Origin of the sequence: Agrobacterium bohemicum (assembly GCF_002896715.1) — a bacterium.
GTDB classification, from domain to species: Bacteria; Pseudomonadota; Alphaproteobacteria; order Rhizobiales; family Rhizobiaceae; genus Agrobacterium; species Agrobacterium bohemicum.
In genome coordinates this window covers 55,241-73,745 of sequence record NZ_PGEL01000015.1, presented here as the reverse complement: position 1 = coordinate 73,745, position 18,505 = coordinate 55,241, and the positions used below count along the sequence as shown (strand labels likewise).

At 56.5% G+C, this 18,505-nt stretch carries 13 protein-coding genes and 2 pseudogenes; 6 read left to right on the top strand and 9 right to left on the bottom strand.

Annotated features, from left to right (window positions below; genetic code table 11):
* The first annotated feature begins 44 nt into the window (after nt 1-44).
* The gene (locus tag CUC55_RS01500; protein WP_103086768.1) at nt 45-1,181 is read left to right on the top strand and encodes an alpha/beta hydrolase; all 1,137 of its coding nucleotides are present in this window, start codon (nt 45-47) and stop codon (nt 1,179-1,181) included.
* Nucleotides 1,182-1,455: 274 nt separating this feature from the next.
* Here CUC55_RS01500 and CUC55_RS01495 read toward each other — a convergent pair.
* From CUC55_RS01495 to CUC55_RS01485, 4 genes and pseudogenes are all read right to left on the bottom strand, one after another.
* Nucleotides 1,456-3,015: pseudogene (locus tag CUC55_RS01495) on the bottom strand (methyl-accepting chemotaxis protein); the annotation flags it as partial.
* 147 nt (nt 3,016-3,162) lie between these two features.
* Nucleotides 3,163-3,597 (bottom strand): annotated as a pseudogene (locus CUC55_RS23490) (cache domain-containing protein); the annotation flags it as partial.
* A 983-nt stretch (nt 3,598-4,580) separates the two neighbouring features.
* Nucleotides 4,581-5,303, bottom strand: coding sequence for a response regulator transcription factor (locus CUC55_RS01490; RefSeq protein WP_103086767.1), 723 nt, complete (start codon nt 5,301-5,303; stop codon nt 4,581-4,583).
* 1 nt (nt 5,304) lies between these two features.
* Nucleotides 5,305-6,537, bottom strand: a complete 1,233-nt coding sequence (locus CUC55_RS01485) for a GAF domain-containing sensor histidine kinase (protein ID WP_103086766.1) — start codon at nt 6,535-6,537, stop codon at nt 5,305-5,307.
* A gap of 293 nt (nt 6,538-6,830) precedes the next feature.
* Here CUC55_RS01485 and CUC55_RS01480 point away from each other — a divergent pair, with 293 nt between their 5' ends.
* The 5 genes from CUC55_RS01480 (at nt 6,831) to CUC55_RS01460 (ending at nt 12,244) form a co-directional block, all read left to right on the top strand.
* Nucleotides 6,831-7,847, top strand: coding sequence for an ABC transporter substrate-binding protein (locus CUC55_RS01480; protein ID WP_103086765.1), 1,017 nt, complete (start codon nt 6,831-6,833; stop codon nt 7,845-7,847).
* A 101-nt stretch (nt 7,848-7,948) separates the two neighbouring features.
* A complete protein-coding gene (locus CUC55_RS01475; protein ID WP_067653525.1) occupies nt 7,949-9,412 on the top strand; it encodes an ATP-binding cassette domain-containing protein in 1,464 nt (487 codons plus the stop codon).
* Entirely contained in the window at nt 9,409-10,350 is a 942-nt protein-coding gene (locus CUC55_RS01470) for an ABC transporter permease (RefSeq protein ID WP_067653527.1), read from the top strand. The genes CUC55_RS01475 and CUC55_RS01470 overlap by 4 nt, the downstream gene beginning before the upstream one ends.
* A complete protein-coding gene (locus tag CUC55_RS01465) occupies nt 10,347-11,294 on the top strand; it encodes an ABC transporter permease (RefSeq protein ID WP_103086764.1) in 948 nt (315 codons plus the stop codon). The genes CUC55_RS01470 and CUC55_RS01465 overlap by 4 nt, the downstream gene beginning before the upstream one ends.
* A gap of 29 nt (nt 11,295-11,323) precedes the next feature.
* Nucleotides 11,324-12,244 (top strand): SMP-30/gluconolactonase/LRE family protein, encoded by a 921-nt coding sequence (locus CUC55_RS01460; RefSeq protein ID WP_067653531.1) that lies wholly within the window; start codon nt 11,324-11,326, stop codon nt 12,242-12,244.
* Nucleotides 12,245-12,375: 131 nt separating this feature from the next.
* On the opposite strand, the gene CUC55_RS01455 is transcribed toward CUC55_RS01460, so the two are convergent.
* The 5 genes from CUC55_RS01455 to hglS form a co-directional block, all read right to left on the bottom strand.
* Nucleotides 12,376-12,801: a (R)-mandelonitrile lyase gene (locus CUC55_RS01455; protein WP_067653533.1), complete on the bottom strand. Its 426-nt coding sequence runs from the start codon at nt 12,799-12,801 to the stop codon at nt 12,376-12,378.
* A gap of 137 nt (nt 12,802-12,938) precedes the next feature.
* The gene (locus tag CUC55_RS01450; RefSeq protein ID WP_342585731.1) at nt 12,939-13,418 is read right to left on the bottom strand and encodes a ribonuclease H family protein; all 480 of its coding nucleotides are present in this window, start codon (nt 13,416-13,418) and stop codon (nt 12,939-12,941) included.
* Nucleotides 13,419-13,547: 129 nt separating this feature from the next.
* Nucleotides 13,548-15,077: an L-piperidine-6-carboxylate dehydrogenase gene (amaB, locus tag CUC55_RS01445; RefSeq protein WP_067653535.1), complete on the bottom strand. Its 1,530-nt coding sequence runs from the start codon at nt 15,075-15,077 to the stop codon at nt 13,548-13,550.
* 40 nt (nt 15,078-15,117) lie between these two features.
* Entirely contained in the window at nt 15,118-16,536 is a 1,419-nt protein-coding gene (locus CUC55_RS01440; protein WP_103086763.1) for an FAD-binding oxidoreductase, read from the bottom strand.
* 11 nt (nt 16,537-16,547) lie between these two features.
* Nucleotides 16,548-17,927 carry a 2-oxoadipate dioxygenase/decarboxylase HglS gene (gene hglS, locus CUC55_RS01435; RefSeq protein ID WP_425352708.1) on the bottom strand — a complete coding sequence of 460 codons (1,380 nt, stop codon included), beginning with the start codon at nt 17,925-17,927 and terminating at the stop codon, nt 16,548-16,550.
* Nucleotides 17,928-18,505: the final 578 nt, after the last annotated feature.

Genomic DNA, 18,505 nt, shown 5'->3' with positions numbered 1-18,505 from the left:
AAGTGAATGCCCTCTTCCCACCCTCGGTAAAAGGCACGGCCTTCATGTTTCTCTTTTCGTCACGATGCCGTAGCGGCGCGCCTGCCATTTTCGCAGGGATTGTCGTTTCGGTCGCCTTGTCGGGCTGCGCCTCACGTCCCACAGCGGCGGTATTGCAACCGGTTGCATTAAAGAGCGACCGAGCGAAGGAAGTCAGCGTCGTTGCCGTCACGAACCGTGACCGGCAAACGAAAGATGCTTCTTTCGGAAACGGAAGGGCTGCGACCACAAGCTACGACCGGTTCACATTTTCTATTCCGCGAAACAGAGATGGGGCTACCATCCAATATCCATCAAGCAAGCCAGATCCGTCTCGCCAGTTCATTGTGACGAAACGCGAGACTTTGAGCGATGGCGATCTCGTTTCCAAAGTTACCGGTTCAGCCAATTTTGATGGGACTGCGGCCGTGTTCGTCCACGGTTACAACTACTCCTACCAGGAGGCGCTGTTTCGCACTGCGCAGATGGCAGCGGACGCTGGCCAGATCGCTGCCCCTGTCATGTTTNCCTGGCCATCTGCCGCCAGTGTGACCGGGTACGTGGCCGATAAGGATGCCGTTCTGTATTCGCGGACCCAGCTCGACAGTCTTCTAACGACGCTTTCCAAGACGCCCAAGGTCAAACGCGTCATCGTCTTCGCCCACAGCATGGGCGGTTTTCTTGCCATGGAAGTGGCCAGACAACTCAAGCTTCAGGGCCACGACGATGTTCTGTCCAAGCTGCAGATTGTTCTTGCTGCTGCCGATATTGATGTTGATGTCTTTCAATCTCAACTTCGCGATATCGGCCGTTTACCAATTCCGATCACTGTTCTGGTGTCAGGCACCGATCGCGCTTTGAGCGTTTCAAGTTTTGTGGGCGGCGAGCGACCTCGCATTGGACTACTCGACATCAACGACCCTTTTATCCAGAAGACTGCGAAGTCCGAGAATGTCCGGGTTATCGACATCTCCGCGCTGAAATCGTCGGATGGACTAGGCCATGACCGTTTTGCCTCACTTGCCCAGTTCGCCGGCGATATCACCAAGGCGGATGCCCGGATGCGTAACAGCGGGACCAATGTCGGGGCATTCGTGTTTGATGCAGCAGGTGCGGCAGTCGCCAGCCCTTTCCGCCTCGTCGGCCATATTGCGAGACAGTGATCTACGTTTAAGAGTTTCATCTGGATTATCGACACTGTTTCGTGACATGTAGCGACAGCTGGCAAACGACCTGTCGAGCCAAGAGCCCTCCACCGCCTCGATAAACATTCCGGCTCGCAACTGAATCTTGCCTATACGTTTCAGCATCTCCTTCACCTTGGGGTAAGAACAGCCGTTTCATGTTGCATACGGCGGCCACGCATTCTTGAAAAGCGGGNCCGCCGTCTGATAGAGGCGAATACCGCCGTGCCGACGAAGGTCCGGCGGCAGTGGCTCAGAATTCCTTCCAGGATTGTTCAGAAGACGTGCCGAACGCACTGGCAATCTTGCGTCCCAGCGCTTTNGCGGGTGATGCGACCAAGCGTGGGTTGTTCGACGCTAGCCGCACTGGTTGATGATTTGCTGTCTGACCGCCAAGATTGAACTGTGCGATCAGCCTGTTCAGGGCATCTGCTTCGCCGGCAAGGGTATGGCTGGCGGCTGTGGATTCCTCGACCATGGCCGCGTTCTGCTGCGTGCCTTGGTCAATGGTGTTGACGGCGGTGTTGATCTCCTGAATGCCGACCGACTGCTCGCGTGCCGATTCCACAATGGCAGTGACGTGGCTGTTGATCTGCTGAACCTCACCGACCATAACTTCCAGAGACTTCCCCGTTTCGCCGACAAGGGCAACACCCGTGCGGACCTGCTCTCCGGATGTGATGATGAGCGCTTTGATTTCCTTGGCAGCGTTGGCCGAACGCTGCGCGAGTTCACGCACCTCCTGGGCGACGACCGCAAAGCCCTTGCCGGCATCGCCTGCACGAGCAGCTTCCACGCCGGCATTCAGCGCGAGCAAATTAGTCTGAAAGGCGATTTCGTCGATTACACCGATGATATTGCTGATCTCGCCGGAGGATTTTTCGATCTGATGCATGGCATGCACAGCGCTGCGCACCACTTCGCCAGCCTTTTCCGCACCAATTCTGGTGCGTGAGACAAGAACACCTGCCTCTTCCGCCCTCTTTGTGGAGTCACGCATCGTCGTCGTGATCTGTTCCAGGGCAGCCGCTGTTTCTTCAACGGAGGCCGCCTGTTGCTCGGTCCGCTTTGCCAGGTCATCGGCAGCCGATCGAATTTCATTGGCACCACCATCGATGCCGCGGGCATTCTCCATGACAGCCTGGAGCGCCTCATGCAGTTTGGTCAGCGAGTTGTTGAAGTCGAGACGCAACGTATCCAGATGTGCCGCGAAGGGCGTCACGATCCGATAGGCGACGTCGCCGTCAGCCAGCCGCTGCAGTCCGGTTGCCAAGGAATCGACGACAAACTGGGATTCCGCCGCCTCGCGCGCCTTTTCCGCTTCCCGCTCCAAGCGATCCCGTTCGCTCATGGAACGATTGGCTTGGGCCTCTTCTTCCATCGCCGTTTTCTGTATCGCGTTTTCACGGAATACAGAGACCGCGGCTGCCATTGCTCCGATTTCGTCAACGCGGTCGAGACTGGGGACTTCTATGGAGACGTCGCTCTGTGCCAGCCGACCCATTGCGGCCGTCATTTGCTTGATGGGAGATGCAATGCTGCGCGCAACGAACCACATCGCCGTGATGCCGCTGGCTGCAATGATGATGCCGACGATAATCTGGAACAGAGTGTCAGCGTTGTTACGGTCTGCCAGCGATGATGTGAGGGCCGTCGCCTCCGCCATTGCCACCGATTTCGGCACTGTGATGATGACCGACCATGGCGTATTCGTCCGACCGATAACGATCGGCGAAAGAGCCGTAAACGTCTCCGAGTTTCCCTCGACGGTATCAAGGCCGGCTTGAATCGAGGGAAGTTGTAATGTGGCCGCAGCGCTGGTCTGGCCGAACGGACTGCCGATGGCATCAGGATGATCACTGGATGCGACGACAAGACCCTTGTAGCTGACGATGGCGACCGTTGCCTTGCCATCATAGATCGATGCCTTCACGTCCTGCGCAAGCTTCTGGACAAAGGTGAGATCGAAATCGGCCCCGGCAACACCAGCGAATTTACCGCCGATGGTGATGGGTACCGACATGGTGGCCAGGTAAACGTCCTTGCCTTGAACGACATAAGGCAATGGGTCGAGGATGCTCTCCCCGGCGCCGCTCTTCGGGCCGAGATACCATCCGCCCTTCATCACACCGTTCGGGTGCAACTCTGCACTGTCATATTCGACAAGGGGTTGGACAGCCAGTTTTCCATCGGCGCTCCGTGTCCAGTAGGGCAGGAAACGACCGGTCGCATCCGAACCGACATTCTGTTTGTCGCGAAAGAGTTGGTCCTGCCCGTCGAGGGCATCGGGCTCCCAGGCGCTGTAGGTGCCGTTGAACCCTGGATTATCTTTCAGGACGTTGAGGAGAATGTCGTTGAATTCCGTGCGGCGCTCGCCAACAGAAGTTGAGGCCATCTTGTCATTCATCGCCGAGACTTCGAACATCCGGGCCATGTTGCGTGCCGAACCAAAAGCCTGGTCAAGCGTCGACTTAATCAAGGCTGCCTGAGCAAGTGCAAGTGTCTTCAGATGGTTCTTGGTGCTGTCTTCCGTCAATGTATCAAGGTTCTCACCGACGAACGCCTTGCTATTTGCGGCGGATATAATGCTATACCCCACCAGTGCGCTGCTTGCCGCAACGACACAGACGCCCGCGAGCAGGACAATTTTTAGCTGAATTGATCGAACGCGCACAGTATACCACTCCTGTTTCTCGGCGCATTATGCAGCCTGAAGATTTTCAGGGTGGCTCGCTAAAGTTAAATATCTTAGTATTAAATAAAACTGTATTTGAATTTNGTCGCAAAATTGCGACGCAGGCCTAAAAACACAACTAAAGTATATAATATAAATTGGATATTTTACAAATTCGCACAACTGTATTTGATATAAGTCAATATTGAACGCCATAGTATTATGGTCGATGGTGACGCAATTGCACCGTCGCTTGTGAGTTGATAATGCCTTCCCTCAAAAAAGAGAGACCCATACACTTGCCCGAGGTACGCTCATTTCAAAACCGATTGCTGTGTTGCCTGTCGGGGAACCCAATCTCGCACTCGTCATGCCACACGGGAACGCGTGACGCTTTATCTCCGCCAAACTCTGGAGACCGCCCATCAAAATTTGAATTTGTCTATTTTTNAGAATCAGGGCTGGGTTCGGTCGTTGCAGCTAAAGAATCGGGTTCCCCCATTGAAATCGGCATGTTCGACCGCGACGGCATTTCTTGAACATCCCTCCGCCCCCAATTCATATCCCGTGAAACGCAGGCAAACCAATGTCACGACTTAACCACTGAAGTCACCGGAAAACCATCGGGCTGTCACTCACCTGCCCTGTCCATCATCCGGTTGGTGTAGACCATCAGGTTGTCTTGCACTGAAAACGCCTTGCCATCACCGCTCGGCTGTCCATTGGGCAAGTTCCTGCTCTGCACGTTCCAGCGCGCTGTAATTCAGCAGCTTTCTCAAAAACGCGACAGTCACAGCGCGTGTCCGAAGGTTATATCGCCCATCCGGCTCGTCTTCGCCTGAAGTCTGGTAGACATGCAGCTTTTCATAGAGACTCTGGAGCCTGTTCTGGACACTTCGCAGCGACAGGTTGCGGCGTCGGGCGATCGTCTTGTCGGTCAGGCCAAGCGCGACGTCGATGAGGATTTCATATTCGGAGTCGCTGAAACCTCTGACGCGGCCAAGGCTTTTTNCCTGCAAGCCGCGCACTTCACGGTCGATGACGCATTGCGCCTCGATGAAGATGCTGCGGAGCGCAAGACGCAGACGATCATCGGATGCGGATTTGAGAACATAGCCATAAGCCGCACCTTCCGGCACGATCCGGGAAACACCCCGCACATAGGCCTCGTCCGAATAGTTGGACCAGAAGAGAATACGGGTATCCGGCCGCTCTTTCCAGATCGTCCGGGCGGCCTCGATGCCATTGCGCTCGCCCATCTGCAAATCCATGACAATGTGCGCGGAGCGGTTTTCGCGGGCCAGCTTTTCACCGATCTTGCCGTTTTCGGCCTCGATGACGTGATTGCATTCCGGAAGTGCTGCACGCACGGCTTCATTCAGATAGGAGCGGTGAAGAACGTCGTCCTCTACGATCAGAACTTCCATCTCACATCTCCTCGAAAATATGTGCGCTGTCGGGCAAGGTGATGCTAACGAATGTTCCCGGACCCATACGGTTATGTCCCATCTCGAAGCGAGCGGAAATCAGTCGAGCGCGGGTCTTCATATTACCAATTCCATGGCCGTGTATGGATGCCTGCTTGCCAAACCCGCTGCCATCATCGCTGACCACTATGCGCAGATGACCATCGACATGACGGATATGCACTGTGATACTTTGCGGCTGCCCATGACGGATGGCGTTGTTGACGGCTTCTTGCACGATGCGAAACACCGACGTTGCCACGGTCTGTTCCAGCGCTTCCACCCGCCCTTCGGTCTCATCGATGACGCTCCAACCTATGTCCAAACCACTATCCCTCACCGAACGGTCAAGATCGTTTNCAATGGCCTGAACGACACCGAAAAGCTGGAGAATGGATGGCTTGGCTTCTTCGATGATCTGCCGCAGGTCTTGCATGGAGTGCTGGAGACTGCGCACCAGCGGCTCCAGCATTTCACCGGAGAGATCGGGGATGTGCGTCATTCGCTCCATACGGCGCGCCAGCCGCGTTAGATCGGCCAGCGTCTGGTCGTGCAGATCCATGCCGATGCGCTGACGTTCGGCTTCCAGCGCCTGCGTCAGTTTCAACGCACCCAGCCGCAGCCCTTCTTCGCGGGCATGGGCTTCCGCTTCCACGATGGCGGATTGTTTCGCTTGATCAGCGGCGCGAATGGCGAAGAAATAGGGCGCCAGCAGATCGGCCACCGCACGGGCATTGGCCACATCTTCCATCGTATAGGCATCCGCCTCCAGCGACGAGCAACTGAGCGCACCGATTATATCGCCATGGACCTTCATGGGAACATGCAGGCGGCTGTGAAGACCGAGTTCGATGATCGGGCTGGAGAACGAACCCTCGAAATGGAACCGCGGATCACAGCAGGCATCGCCGCTCAGCAGGAAATCGACTTCCCCTGCCAGAAGCGAGCGAATGGGGCTTCCTGTCAAAAGCGCGGGTGGCTGCTGGCTCCAGGCGCTGTCCATGCCGCTTTCATAGGCGATATGATATTTGCCATCGATGAGCTTGATGCAAACATCCAGATGGTCATGCGGAATGATCTGGGTGATTTCGGTGGCCACGGCCTGAATGATCGAATTGAATTCAAGCTGCCCGGCCAGCAGTCTCGAAATGCCCATATAGTGGTGAAACAGCGATGATCTTGGCGTGTCGAGCATGAGCGGACGCCCTCCCAAGCGTCTGCGATAGGGTCTGAATCTCTCAAGAGACTTCAGTGCGCATATCTTGCGCTGTAGCAGCGCTTGCGTCCTGCGGAAACCNGCACAAATTCTGCGGGAACCCGCAAGCAGATTGCTCGGAACAGCCTATACAGCAAAGACTTTCCCGTTCATGCTTGTTTAGTACTGGGGAAAGGAGCCTCAGTGCAACGGGAAACTGAGCTGAACGTCGAGGAGACGCGGCAAAGGTTCCTTTACCCGGAAACGGGTGGGCCACTAGGGAGGAAAAATCAATGGCTATCAGGAAGATGCTTCTGGCATCGGTTGCTGTCGCATGTGCGACGTTGCCTATGACTGCACACGCCGATACATCCGGCAAGAAAATCGCGCTTTCAAACAATTATGCAGGTAATTCATGGCGCCAAGCCATGCTGACCAGCTGGGACAAGATCACCAAGGACGCGGTCAAGGCTGGCACCGTTGCCGCTGCNGACCCGTTTACCACAGCAGAAAATCAGGCAACTGAACAAGCTGCCCAGATCCAGAACCTCATTCTACAAGGTTATGATGCCATCGTCATCAATGCCGCATCGCCAACCGCGCTGAACGGCGCGATCAAGGAAGCGTGTGACGCGGGCATTACCGTCGTATCTTTCGACGGCACTGTTACCGAACCCTGTGCATGGCGCATCGCCGTGGACTTCAAAGCCATGGGCGAAAGCCAGATCGACTACCTCGCGAAGAGGATGCCAAAGGGTGGCAATCTCCTGGAGATTCGTGGTCTGGCTGGCGTTTCCGTGGATGACGAAATCCACGCAGGCATTGCAGCCGGCGTTGCCAAGAACACCCAGTTCAAGATTGTCGGTTCGGTGAATGGCGATTGGGCGCAGGATGTGGCACAGCGCGCTGTCGCGGGCATTCTGCCGAGCCTTCCGGAAGTGGCCGCCGTGGTCACGCAGGGTGGTGACGGCTACGGTGCGGCACAGGCTTTTGCCGCCGCAAAGCGTCCGACACCAACCATCGTCATGGGCAACCGTGAAGACGAGTTGCAGTGGTGGAAGCAGCAGAAGGATGCCAGCGGTTATGAAACCATGTCGGTTTCCATCGCACCCGGCGTCTCCACGCTCGCCTTCTGGGTCGCACAGCAGATTCTAGACGGCAAGGATGTGAAGAAGGACCTGACCGTCCCGTTCCTTCGCATCGATCAGGCCAATCTCGAGGAAANCCTCAAGGGTACCCAGAAGGGTGGCGTCGCCAACGTCGAATACAGCCTGGAAGACGCACAGAAGGTCATCTCCGCCGCCAAGTAAGCGCCGGGTTAATCACTCCCAAGACATCGCAGTGCCGTTCACCGGCACTGCGATGGATGCGAAGCTGTGGCTCCGGCCGCAAAAAACTGGCGTAACTGCTCATGAATCAAATCGTATCGAGACAGGAAGTCGTCGCGGCGCGTGGCGTGAAAGTGGTGTTCGGTGCCGTGAAGGCGCTGGATGGCACCGACCTCGTTATCCACTCTGGTGAATGCCTTGGCCTCGTTGGCCACAATGGTGCGGGGAAATCCACCATCGTCAACGTTATCAACGGTGGCCTGACGCCGCATGAGGGTTCCGTGTCCTATGGCGGTAAACCCAGCACCTATGGCATTGCCGCAGCACGTGCCAGCGGCGTGCGTTGCGTATTTCAAGAGCTGTCGCTCTGTCCGAACCTGACCATTAACGAAAACGTCCGCGTCATGCATCCGGATATGAAGGGCAGCAACTGGCGCTGCCGCGCGCTTGATATGATCAGTACCAAACTAGACGATATATTCCCCGGCCATGGCATCGATTGTGATCTGACGATTTCGGAACTGTCCATCGCCGAACGGCAGATGGTGGAAATTGCCATCAACTTTGCTGGCGTAAACGAACAACCGAAACTCGTGATTCTCGATGAGCCGACATCCTCGCTCGATGCGGGCCTTGCTGAACAGCTGATGGATTACGTGCGCCGCTTTGTGCGCAATGGCGGTGCGGTGCTGCTGATATCCCATATTCTCGGTGAAATCCTGTCCACCGCCACCCGCGTTGTCGTGATGAAGGATGGAAAAGTAGTTGCCGATCGTGCTGCTAGTGCGTTCACCAACAAAACGCTCGTTGAAGCTATGGGCAGTGTCGTGAAGGAACAGGGTGGCAAGCGTTCATTGGAACGCAGGGCTGGTCCCACCGTCTTGTCCATGCCGCCAAGAAAAGGACGGGGATTACCCTTCGAAGCCTATCGCGGCGAGATCATCGGGCTTGCCGGTCTCGGCGGTCATGGCCAGACGGAAGCATTGCTCGACCTTTATCTTTCGCGCAACAGCAGCTGGTTTCCCGCGCGGCATCAGGATATCGCCTTCGTTGCGGGTGACAGAAGTCTCAATGGCACATTCCCCTTGTGGAGCATTCTGAAGAACCTCAGCATAGCATCGCTGCGGGATTTCTCACCGGCGGGCCTCGTCAATCGCGACAGGGAAAACGAACTCGGCGCAAGCTGGAAGAAGCGCATCGAAATCCGCACGCCGGATGTCGACAACAAAATCCTTTCGCTGTCAGGCGGCAACCAGCAGAAGGTCCTGTTTGCCAGAGCGCTGGCCACAACCGCCAAGACGGTTCTGATGGACGACCCTATGCGCGGCGTCGATATCGGCACCAAGCAGGAAGTCTATGAAATATTGCGAACCGAAGCGGCCAGTGGCCGGACCTTCATCTGGTACTCGACCGAAATGGACGAAATCCGCCTTTGTGACCGCGTTTACGTGTTTCGCGATGGCATCATCCAGGCCGAACTGACAGGCGATCAGATCAACGAACAGGCAGTGCTTGCTGCATCTTTTTCCGGAGACGCACACGCATGAAGCTTTCCGCCAACGCCTTGCGCCTCATCATTCCGGCAGCCTCTCTCGCCGTGCTGCTGGTTGCTGTGTTCTACATGCAGCCCCGCACCATGAGCTATACGGGCCTCAACCTGCTGTTCAATCTGGCCGTTCCCATCGCACTCGCCACGATCGCTCAAATGCTGATCATGTCGGTCAACGACCTCGATTTGTCCATGGGAACCTTCGTCAGTTTCTGCGCCTGCGTGACGGCAACATTCTTGCAAAGTTCGCCGCTGGTCGGCATCCTCATTTTCGCAGCCGCGATTGCGGTTTACGCCGCAATGGGCGCGATCATCCACATCCGCGCGCTTCCCTCCATCGTCGTTACCCTGGGCATGAGCTTCGTCTGGGGCGGGCTGGCCGTTCTGTTGCTGCCATCCCCCGGCGGTCAAGCACCTGTGTGGATTCGCACGATCATGACGGCGAAGCCGCCTTTCATCCCCATGGCCATCGTTGCCAGCGTCGTGATCGCGGCTATCGCCCATTACATCGTTATGCGCTCATCATTCGGCGTGCTGATGCGCGGCGTCGGTGGCAACTTCCGGTCCGTCGAACGCTCCGGCTGGTCCGTTATCGGCATCCGCGCCGCGACTTTTGCCCTTGCCGGTTTGTTCGCCGTTCTCGCAGGCATAGCGCTTGTCGGCCTCACCACCTCTGCTGATGCCAATATCGCGCTGCGATACACGCTGCTGTCGATTGCCGGGGTCATTCTTGGCGGTGGCGAATTCGTTGGAGGTCGTGTCTCGCCTATTGGTGCCGTCATCGGTGCTTTGACACTGACGCTGGCTGGTTCGTTCCTGTCCTTCATGCGCATTTCGCCGGATTGGCAGATCGGTGCACAGGGCGCCATTCTTATCGTCGTGCTCGGCCTTCGCCTGCTCCTGAACCGCCTCGAAAAGCGGGAGAAAAACCAATGAGTGCCTTGCAGAGATTTTCGAAGAAGCCGTGGATCTGGTCTTTTGCCGCCACCATCGCGGTGTGGATCATCACGGTTCTCTTTACCGGCGGTGCCAGCTCCTTCGGCCTGTCGCACGCGGCGCTGACATTTGCGGCCTTCTCGGTCATCGTCGGCATCGGCCAGATGTTTGTGATTACGCTTGGACCAGGCAATATCGACCTCTGCGTACCGGCGACCATGACTCTGTCAGGCACCGTTGCGCTGAAATTCATGGATGTTTCCGATCATCTCATCCTGCCGGGTCTGCTGGTTGCCATCGGCATCGGTGTCGCGGTGGGCATCGGCAACTACGCGCTGATCAAGCTTCTGCGCATTCCACCCATCATCGCTACCTTGTCGATGAGCTTCATCGTGCAATCCACGGCCATCTGGACCAATCGCGGCCTGCGCATCAAGCCGCCGCAGATGCTGGCCGATTTCGCCATCTCCAGCACCTTCGGCATTCCCAACGTCGCGCTCGTTGCCCTGCTGCTATCGGCCATCGCGTGGGTGCTCCTCGACCGCAGCTTCTACGGACGCTGGATATCCGCCATCGGCCAAAGCACATTTGCGGCTAGAATGACCGGCATACCGGTCGATGGTACACGGTTCATAACCTATGTCCTTTGTGCAGTGCTGGCCGCCATTGCCGGTTATCTGCTGGCCAGCTTCTCCGGCGGTGCGGCTCTCAACATGGGCGCCGAATATTTGCTGATGTCGATTGCCGTCGTGGTCATCGGCGGCACGGCGGTTGCGGGTGGCGATTCCAATGTGCCGGGCATCTGGGNCGCGTCGCTGTTCATGTTCCTCGTCGTGTCCATGCTCAATACCTACGGCTTCGGCGCAGGCATCCGCCTAATCCTCACCGGCCTCATCATCATCTCCGTCATTCTTCTTGCAAGCGGCCCCAAAAAGCTGCGCTGAACGCGAACCCCAATTTTCGGATCGAGCCCATGCCGACAGACACGTCTTCCCTCTATGAAATTCGCGACGAACGTTTTCGCCAGTTGATTGTCGGCAATGCCGAGCTGGAAGAGCTTTATTCCGGCTGCCGCTGGGCCGAAGGCCCGGTCTGGTTCTCGGATCTCAATTGCCTGTTGTGGAGCGATATTCCCAACCAGCGAATCATGCGCTGGGTGCCAGAAGGCGGCGTTTCCGTGTTTCGCCAACCATCCAATTTCGCCAATGGCCACACACGTGACCGGCAGGGCAGGCTGGTTTCCTGCGAACACGGCACACGGCGCGTGACGCGCACGGAGGTGGATGGCTCAATCACCATACTGGCGGATAGCTATCGTGGCAGACGGCTGAACTCTCCAAACGATGTCATCGTCCGTTCCGATGGCAGTGTCTGGTTTACCGATCCCACCTATGGCATTCTCTCCGATTACGAAGGGTACAAATCCGAGCCTGAGCAGCAAACCCGCAATGTCTACCGGCTCGATCCATCGACAGGTGAAATCGAGATCATGGTGGATGACTTCGGACAGCCCAACGGGCTTGCCTTCTCTCCTGATGAGACCAAGCTTTACGTCGCCGACTCCTCTTCCAGCCACGACATCGCTCGTCCACGCCACATCCGCGTTTTTGATGTGATCGATGACAAGCGTCTGACCGGCGGGAAGGAATTCTGCGCGCTGGACAATGGCCTGCCGGATGGCTTCCGTCTGGATGTCGCGGGCAATCTCTGGACCAGCGCCGGAGACGGCGTACACTGCTTTTCACCGGATGGCACGCTGCTGGGCAAGATTAAAATCCCGCAAACCGTGGCAAACCTGACTTTCGGTGGCCCGCGCAAGAACAGGCTGTTCATTACGGCAACGAAATCACTCTACTCGATTTACGTCGCTGCAGCCGGCGCGCAATATCCGTAATGACTTTGTTCTGTGATAACAGCCGTAGCATTTAGCCAACCTCTTTCGATAGGTCGCTGCTCAGCGATTCCCATGAGACCTTGGTGCGTGCCGACGAAGCGGTGGCCTCTCGCATAACACCACAGCCCATTTCATATCTCTGAGCCCTTGTCGTATTCCTCGTCAGAAACCTTTTCAAGCCAGGTGACCGAACTTCCGTTGAGGGCTTCAGCCACGGCAAAATGCACCATTGGCTCGCCCTTCGAGGCTCCGTGCCAGTGCCGTATATTCGGGGGAATCCAGACAACGTCTCCCGGACCGACCTGCTGCACCGCTTCGTCTTGCTTCTGCACCCAGCCTGTTCCCGTCACGATGAACAGGGTTTGTCCGAGAGGATGCGTATGCCAGGCGGTACGTGCGCCCGCCAGGAAAGACACTGTCGCTCCACCAATACGAGCAGGCGCGTCGGCTTGATAACGGCCCGAGATTTCGACTTTGCCAGTAAAATACTCCTCGGCAGCAGCCTGAGCCCCACTTTTGGCACGAGTAATTTCGAGATTTGCCCGAACAGTGTTCATCTGTTCCCCTTTTCTGTCGTCAAAGCTTGTTTGAAGTCTGGCGCTATCTCCGCGCACTTCAAGGGTACTACTGCGTCAAGCCATTATTCATAAAACTGCCGGTCTGCAAAGGAAGTTGTTCCTGTCGAGCTATAACCTTATCTGCTCCTGGCCAGCGCGTCGGCATGCTCGTTTCCTGCAATGCCGGAATGTCCCTTGCACCACTTCACAATCACGTTGGGATTGCGGTTAAGGAAGCCGTCCATCTCCTGCCATAATACGGTGTCGGGTATCTTGCGGGGCCGAGCTCGTATGTTCGGATTGATCCGCCTCCAACCGTTGTTCCGCCAGATATTGCGCCAATGGCTGGCGCCTTCTACAACGTGCCATGAGTCGGTCCAAAGTGTTGTAACGCGCTTTTCGGCAAAGCCTTCTAACCAGCGCAAGGCCTCTAAAACCGCAATAATTTCGAACGTGTTATTGGAATGACCCATACCGTTGCCACAGGCACTATGAACCAAACGATCATCTTCCAGAACGATGAATGCCCACCTGCCGGATCCTGATTTCACATCGAAGGAGCCGTCGGTAAAGACTTGGAGTGTATCAGAAGCAGCCATTAAACGAGTGATCTGCACGCCGTCGCCATCCTTGCATCACAGCGGCCCGCACATCGATTTGAAGGGTTTTGGACACGCCGACAGAGGCTATACGGGAAGCGGGCCGAAAGCCCACATCGTCTGGTTTCATCTGCGTGTCCTTGAGATTTACTCGATATCGAATGTTACGCCCTGCGCCAACGGCAGTGCCTTGGAGTAGTTCACGGTGTTGGTGGCCCGACGCATATAGGCCTTCCATGCGTCCGAACCTGACTCGCGACCGCCGCCCGTTTCCTTTTCACCACCGAAAGCGCCGCCGATTTCCGCACCCGATGTGCCGATATTGACATTGGCGATGCCGCAATCTGAACCATCAACAGATAGAAAACGCTCAGCCTCCTGAAGATCACGGGTGAAAATGGAAGATGAAAGTCCGGCCACAACCGAGTTATGATCACTGACAGCCTGATCGAAATCGCTGTATCTCATGACGTATAGTATCGGCGCAAAGGTTTCTTCCAGAACCGGCCCAGCATGCTTCGGCATTTCAACCAGGGCTGGCTTCACATAATAAGCTGTGTCCTTGCCGGCATCAGCCACGCGCTCGCCACCGGCAACAACACCACCATGGGCCTTTGCTTCTTCCAATGCCTTCTGCATGCCATCGAATGCCGCCTTGTCGACCAGTGGACCGACGAGTGCGGACGTTTCCAAGGGGTTGCCGATAGAAACAGAGGCATAGGCCTTCTTCAGGCGTGGAACGAGCTGGTCGTAAATGCTGTCATGCACGAACAGACGGCGCAGCGTCGTGCAGCGCTGTCCGGCCGTGCCCATTGCACCGAAAGCGATAGCGCGCAGCGCCATGTCGAGATCGGCAGAGGGGCAGACGATACCGGCATTGTTGCCGCCCAGTTCCAGAATGGCGCGGGCAAAACGCTTGGCAAGGCGCGGGCCGACATCACGACCCATGCGGGTTGAGCCGGTTGCCGAAACGAGTGGGACCTTGCGGTGATCGACAAGGGCTTCGCCAACGGTGCGATCACCGATGATGACCTGGCTCAAACCCTCCGGGGCGTCACCAAAGCGGGCAATAGCGCGTTCGAAAATACCCTGAACGGCAAGCGCCGTCAGCGGAGTCTTTTCCGATGGCTTCCAGACAACCGAGTTGCCGCAGACAATGGCCAGTGCAGCATTCCATGCCCATACGGCAACGGGGAAGTTAAAGGCGGAGATAACGCCAACGACACCAAGGGGATGCCAGGTTTCCATCATGCGGTGGCCGGGACGTTCAGTAGCAATCGTGAGGCCGTAAAGCTGGCGGGAGAGACCGACCGCGAAATCGCAGATGTCGATCATTTCCTGCACTTCGCCTAGACCTTCGGAGGTGATCTTGCCCGCTTCGATGGACACGAGACGGCCAAGGTCATCCTTGGCCGCGCGCAGCTCTTCGCCCAGCAGACGCACCAGTTCACCGCGCTTTGGCGCGGGCACAAGACGCCATGTCTTGAACGCCGCATCAGCTTTCTCAACCATGGCAGCGACATCGCCAACTGATACAGTCTTCAGCCAGGCAATTTCTTCACCGCTAACAGGGCTGAAAGATGCCATGTCACCATCGTTCCAGGCGCTACGTGCCACGCCAAGCTTATCGAGAATTTTCGTCGTTTCCTGCTTTACATCGACAATCTTCGTCATCATGCTCGTTCCTTATTTGAAAAATTCCGGTATCATCGCGCGGTTAGAAATCTACCGTTCCAAGCTGTGCGGGCGATGTCATCGCCTTAAGGCCCGCCGCCAGACGGCGAATCTCTTGCGGCGTATATTTGTCGTAAAAGTCCTGGTTCTTGCGGCCAAGGGCGTGTTCGGCGCTGAAGCTTCCGCCAAAATCCTCCACGGCCACCGTAAAGACCCACTCACGCAGCGCGTGTTCGAAGTGTGGATCGGTCATTCTCACATCATCTTTAGCGACTACGAGATTAAAGTGTACGCCGCCATCACCGATATGTCCGAAATCGCAGATGGTTATATCCGGAAAGGCTTGGGGCATTTCCAGCTTCATTCTTTCCAGAAACCGCATGATATCACCGCGCCGGAAGGACAGATCGAAAGCAATCAGGCGTCCCATGTGCTTTACGCCTTCCGACAGCGCATGACGAAGCGCCCATATTTCGTGCGGCGGGCCGACGAATGCATCTGCCAGCGGCGCATCATCCCGCTCCCATATCGCGCCCAAAACCTCTTCCAACACAGCATCCAGCGGCTGTTCACCTTCGCGTGAAGCGCTGGAGCGAGAGATTTCCACTAGAATGACAAANTCCGGCACGGCACCATTCTGGAACGGATTGCGCAGCGACGGAACATGATCCAATGCCGCACGCACCGCATTGCCAGACATGCCCTCGAAGGCCGAGAGATAGCTGCCGAGCGCATCTTCCATGGCCACCAGAAGGTCCGGAACCTGATCCGGAGAGGCGGGAACGAGCAGTGCAGTGGCCGTCTGTCGAGGCGCGGGCTCAAGATTGAGCACGCATTCAGTGACGATCCCGAATGCACCAGACGTACCAATGAAANCCTGTTTCCAATCGATACCGGTATTGTTCTTGCGCAGGGCCGATGACAGGTCCAGCACCGTTCCGGCTTCATCGGCCAGCACGACTGTGAGACCCAGCGTGTTGCGGCGAACATCGCCGTAGCGCAGAAAACGAGAACCACCAGTATTGGTCGCTACCATGCCGCCAAGGCGCGGGTCAGCCCCGAGATCGATGGGAAAGAACAGGCCGCTTTTTTCGAGTTTCGTATTAAGATCGGACAATCTCAACCCGGCGCCGNCCTTGACGGTACGGCTGACACGATCAAGCTCATAGGGTGCGGTCAGCCGGTCGAGGCTAAGAACGCCTTGCTGCCCGGAACCATCCGGTGTCGACCCTGAAACAAGACCCGTATTGCCGGACTGCGGCACCAGCGCGATACCATTCTTCACGCAATAGGCAACCACCGCCGAGACCTCAGCCGTTGAGACAGGGCGCGCAATGAAGGCTGCTCGGCCCTGATCATACCGCGCACCCGTCTCATAGGCCACCATATCAGAAACTTCAGTCACCAAACCCTTATCACCGAGAATATGCTTCAGCACTTCGATATGTCGGGATTCCGTCATCTCAGCACCCGTTACTCCGCAGCCACGGCGCTATGCACGGCTGTCAGGCATGCCTCTAGCGAAGCGCGTTCGATGCCTGCATAATGCTGGAATTCGTCCAGCACCCCTGCCCCAAGATCCCGCTCGAACATGACCTGATTGGGGCTGGCGACAAATTCCTGCGCAACCTCGTCACCGAGGTTCGACTGGAAGATGCCCGCAGCACTGACGGGCAGGAAGTCTTCGTAAACGATAGGATCAAATCGAACATAGCCCTGTTCGATAGCATCTTCGAGGCCAAGTGCCGAGACATTGGCTGTCTCGCATGCGGCGGTCAGAGAATAGCTGAAATAGCCGAGACCGGCCTTGCGAATGGCATTCCAGTCATCCGGAAAGGCTTTGAAAACGTCTGCCAATGCGGCTTCATAAGCACCGGAATTCGAACCATCGGCCGCAGGACGGACCCGCGCGCGCGTCTCGTTGAGCAGAGCGTCATATAGAGCCCGCCCCTTCGGCGTCAAAGCGATGCCTCGCTGCTCGATTTCGCCGAAACGTGCCGAGTGCGAGCCTTCCTGCCAGTCGCCATCCGCACCTACGAACGACACGGCTTCCTCCAACGCCTTGAAGGATGTCTGGCGCAAANGGATGGGGCATTGACGTGTTGGCGGGCCTTCGACCACAGCTTTCGGAGCGATGCCCTCTGCGGGCATCATCGCCTGTACCTTGTCGATATCGAGCGTGCGCGGCGTAAGATGGTTGATGTGCGGCCCCTTGAACGACACGACATCAGCAATCAATCGGTGCGCATTCAGCAATCGATTGTACATTGTGATATCGACGATGGCCTTATCGTGCCAACGGAATGTTTCCAGCACTTCTTCAACGAAACGTGCCGCATTCGCAGCATCGAGACCACCATTCTTCTCCGCTTTTTCCACCAGAGCAACAGCCGCATCCGTGAAAATCTTACGCGATGCCAGAACCGCCGCAGCCTCCGCACGCAGTGCCTCGTCGGCAATCAGGTCGAGCCTAAGTAGAGACGTGAAAACGCGGAAGGGATTGCGATTGAGGCTGCTTTCGGCAACAGGACGAAACGCTGTAGAATGGACAGGAACACCAGCGGTGGACAGATCGTAATACCCGACCGGATACATTCCCATGACTGCAAAGACCCGACGCATCATGTGGAGTTCAGCTGGTGTACCAAGCCGGATGGCGCCGTGACGCTCTTCCGAAATCCGCTCCAGCGTATCGGTGGCTTCCAGCCGCTCCCTGAGTTGCTGATCTGCGCCAAGCGTTTCCGCATTCACCTTGCCGACGAGAGACATCAACGTACCATATGCTGGCACCTCGTCGCGATACATTGCCGACATGGCCAGAGAAAAATCTGAACGGATATCGTCTGGAGACATAAAGGAAATGCAGGTCACGGCGTTTTACCTCGAAGCATTGAAGGCGGCAATCATGCGGTACAGGCACTATAATGACTGCATAAACGCAAATCACGTGACCTTTCCAACTATGTTGATGCGAATGTGGAATGACGATGGCGTCAGCAGACTATAGCAGCTTAGTGGCGCTACATTGACAAACCTCCACACCGTCATGTTTGAAAGTGCATTCTCTCAGATAACATCCTCCGCTTAATCTCAATGCCCTGCAGGCTGAGGAATGCATCCCAAGACACAGCTTCGACCAGCGACACGGACCAGCTGGCTAATATTGGGATGCCCGATGCCATGCGGACATCTCGCATGAAGCCAGGATTGCTCCTGCCCAGATCGACCTGCTCGAGGAGATTTCCCATGCCGGGTCACGCTTNCCCCCGCGGCTCAACAAAAGGGTCCGGCGACAGAAACAGCCTTTGTCTCCAAATGTGAAAGCTTCGTTGTCATCCAACGCGGCAGAATGACACGTGTGATGTTTTGGCACGCGCTAATTTGGCATGCAGTCGCTCGGCACAAACAGGTATAGAACGACAAGCAATCTT

Bases quoted from the DNA above. Each gene is read 5' to 3' on its own strand.
- CUC55_RS01460 (WP_067653531.1), top strand. From the start codon at position 11,324: ATGCCGACAGACACGTCTTCCCTCTATGAAATTCGCGACGAACGTTTT.
- CUC55_RS01455 (WP_067653533.1), bottom strand. From the start codon at position 12,801: ATGAACACTGTTCGGGCAAATCTCGAAATTACTCGTGCCAAAAGTGGG.
- CUC55_RS01475 (WP_067653525.1), top strand. From the start codon at position 7,949: ATGAATCAAATCGTATCGAGACAGGAAGTCGTCGCGGCGCGTGGCGTG.
- CUC55_RS01470 (WP_067653527.1), top strand. From the start codon at position 9,409: ATGAAGCTTTCCGCCAACGCCTTGCGCCTCATCATTCCGGCAGCCTCT.
- amaB (WP_067653535.1), bottom strand. From the start codon at position 15,077: ATGATGACGAAGATTGTCGATGTAAAGCAGGAAACGACGAAAATTCTC.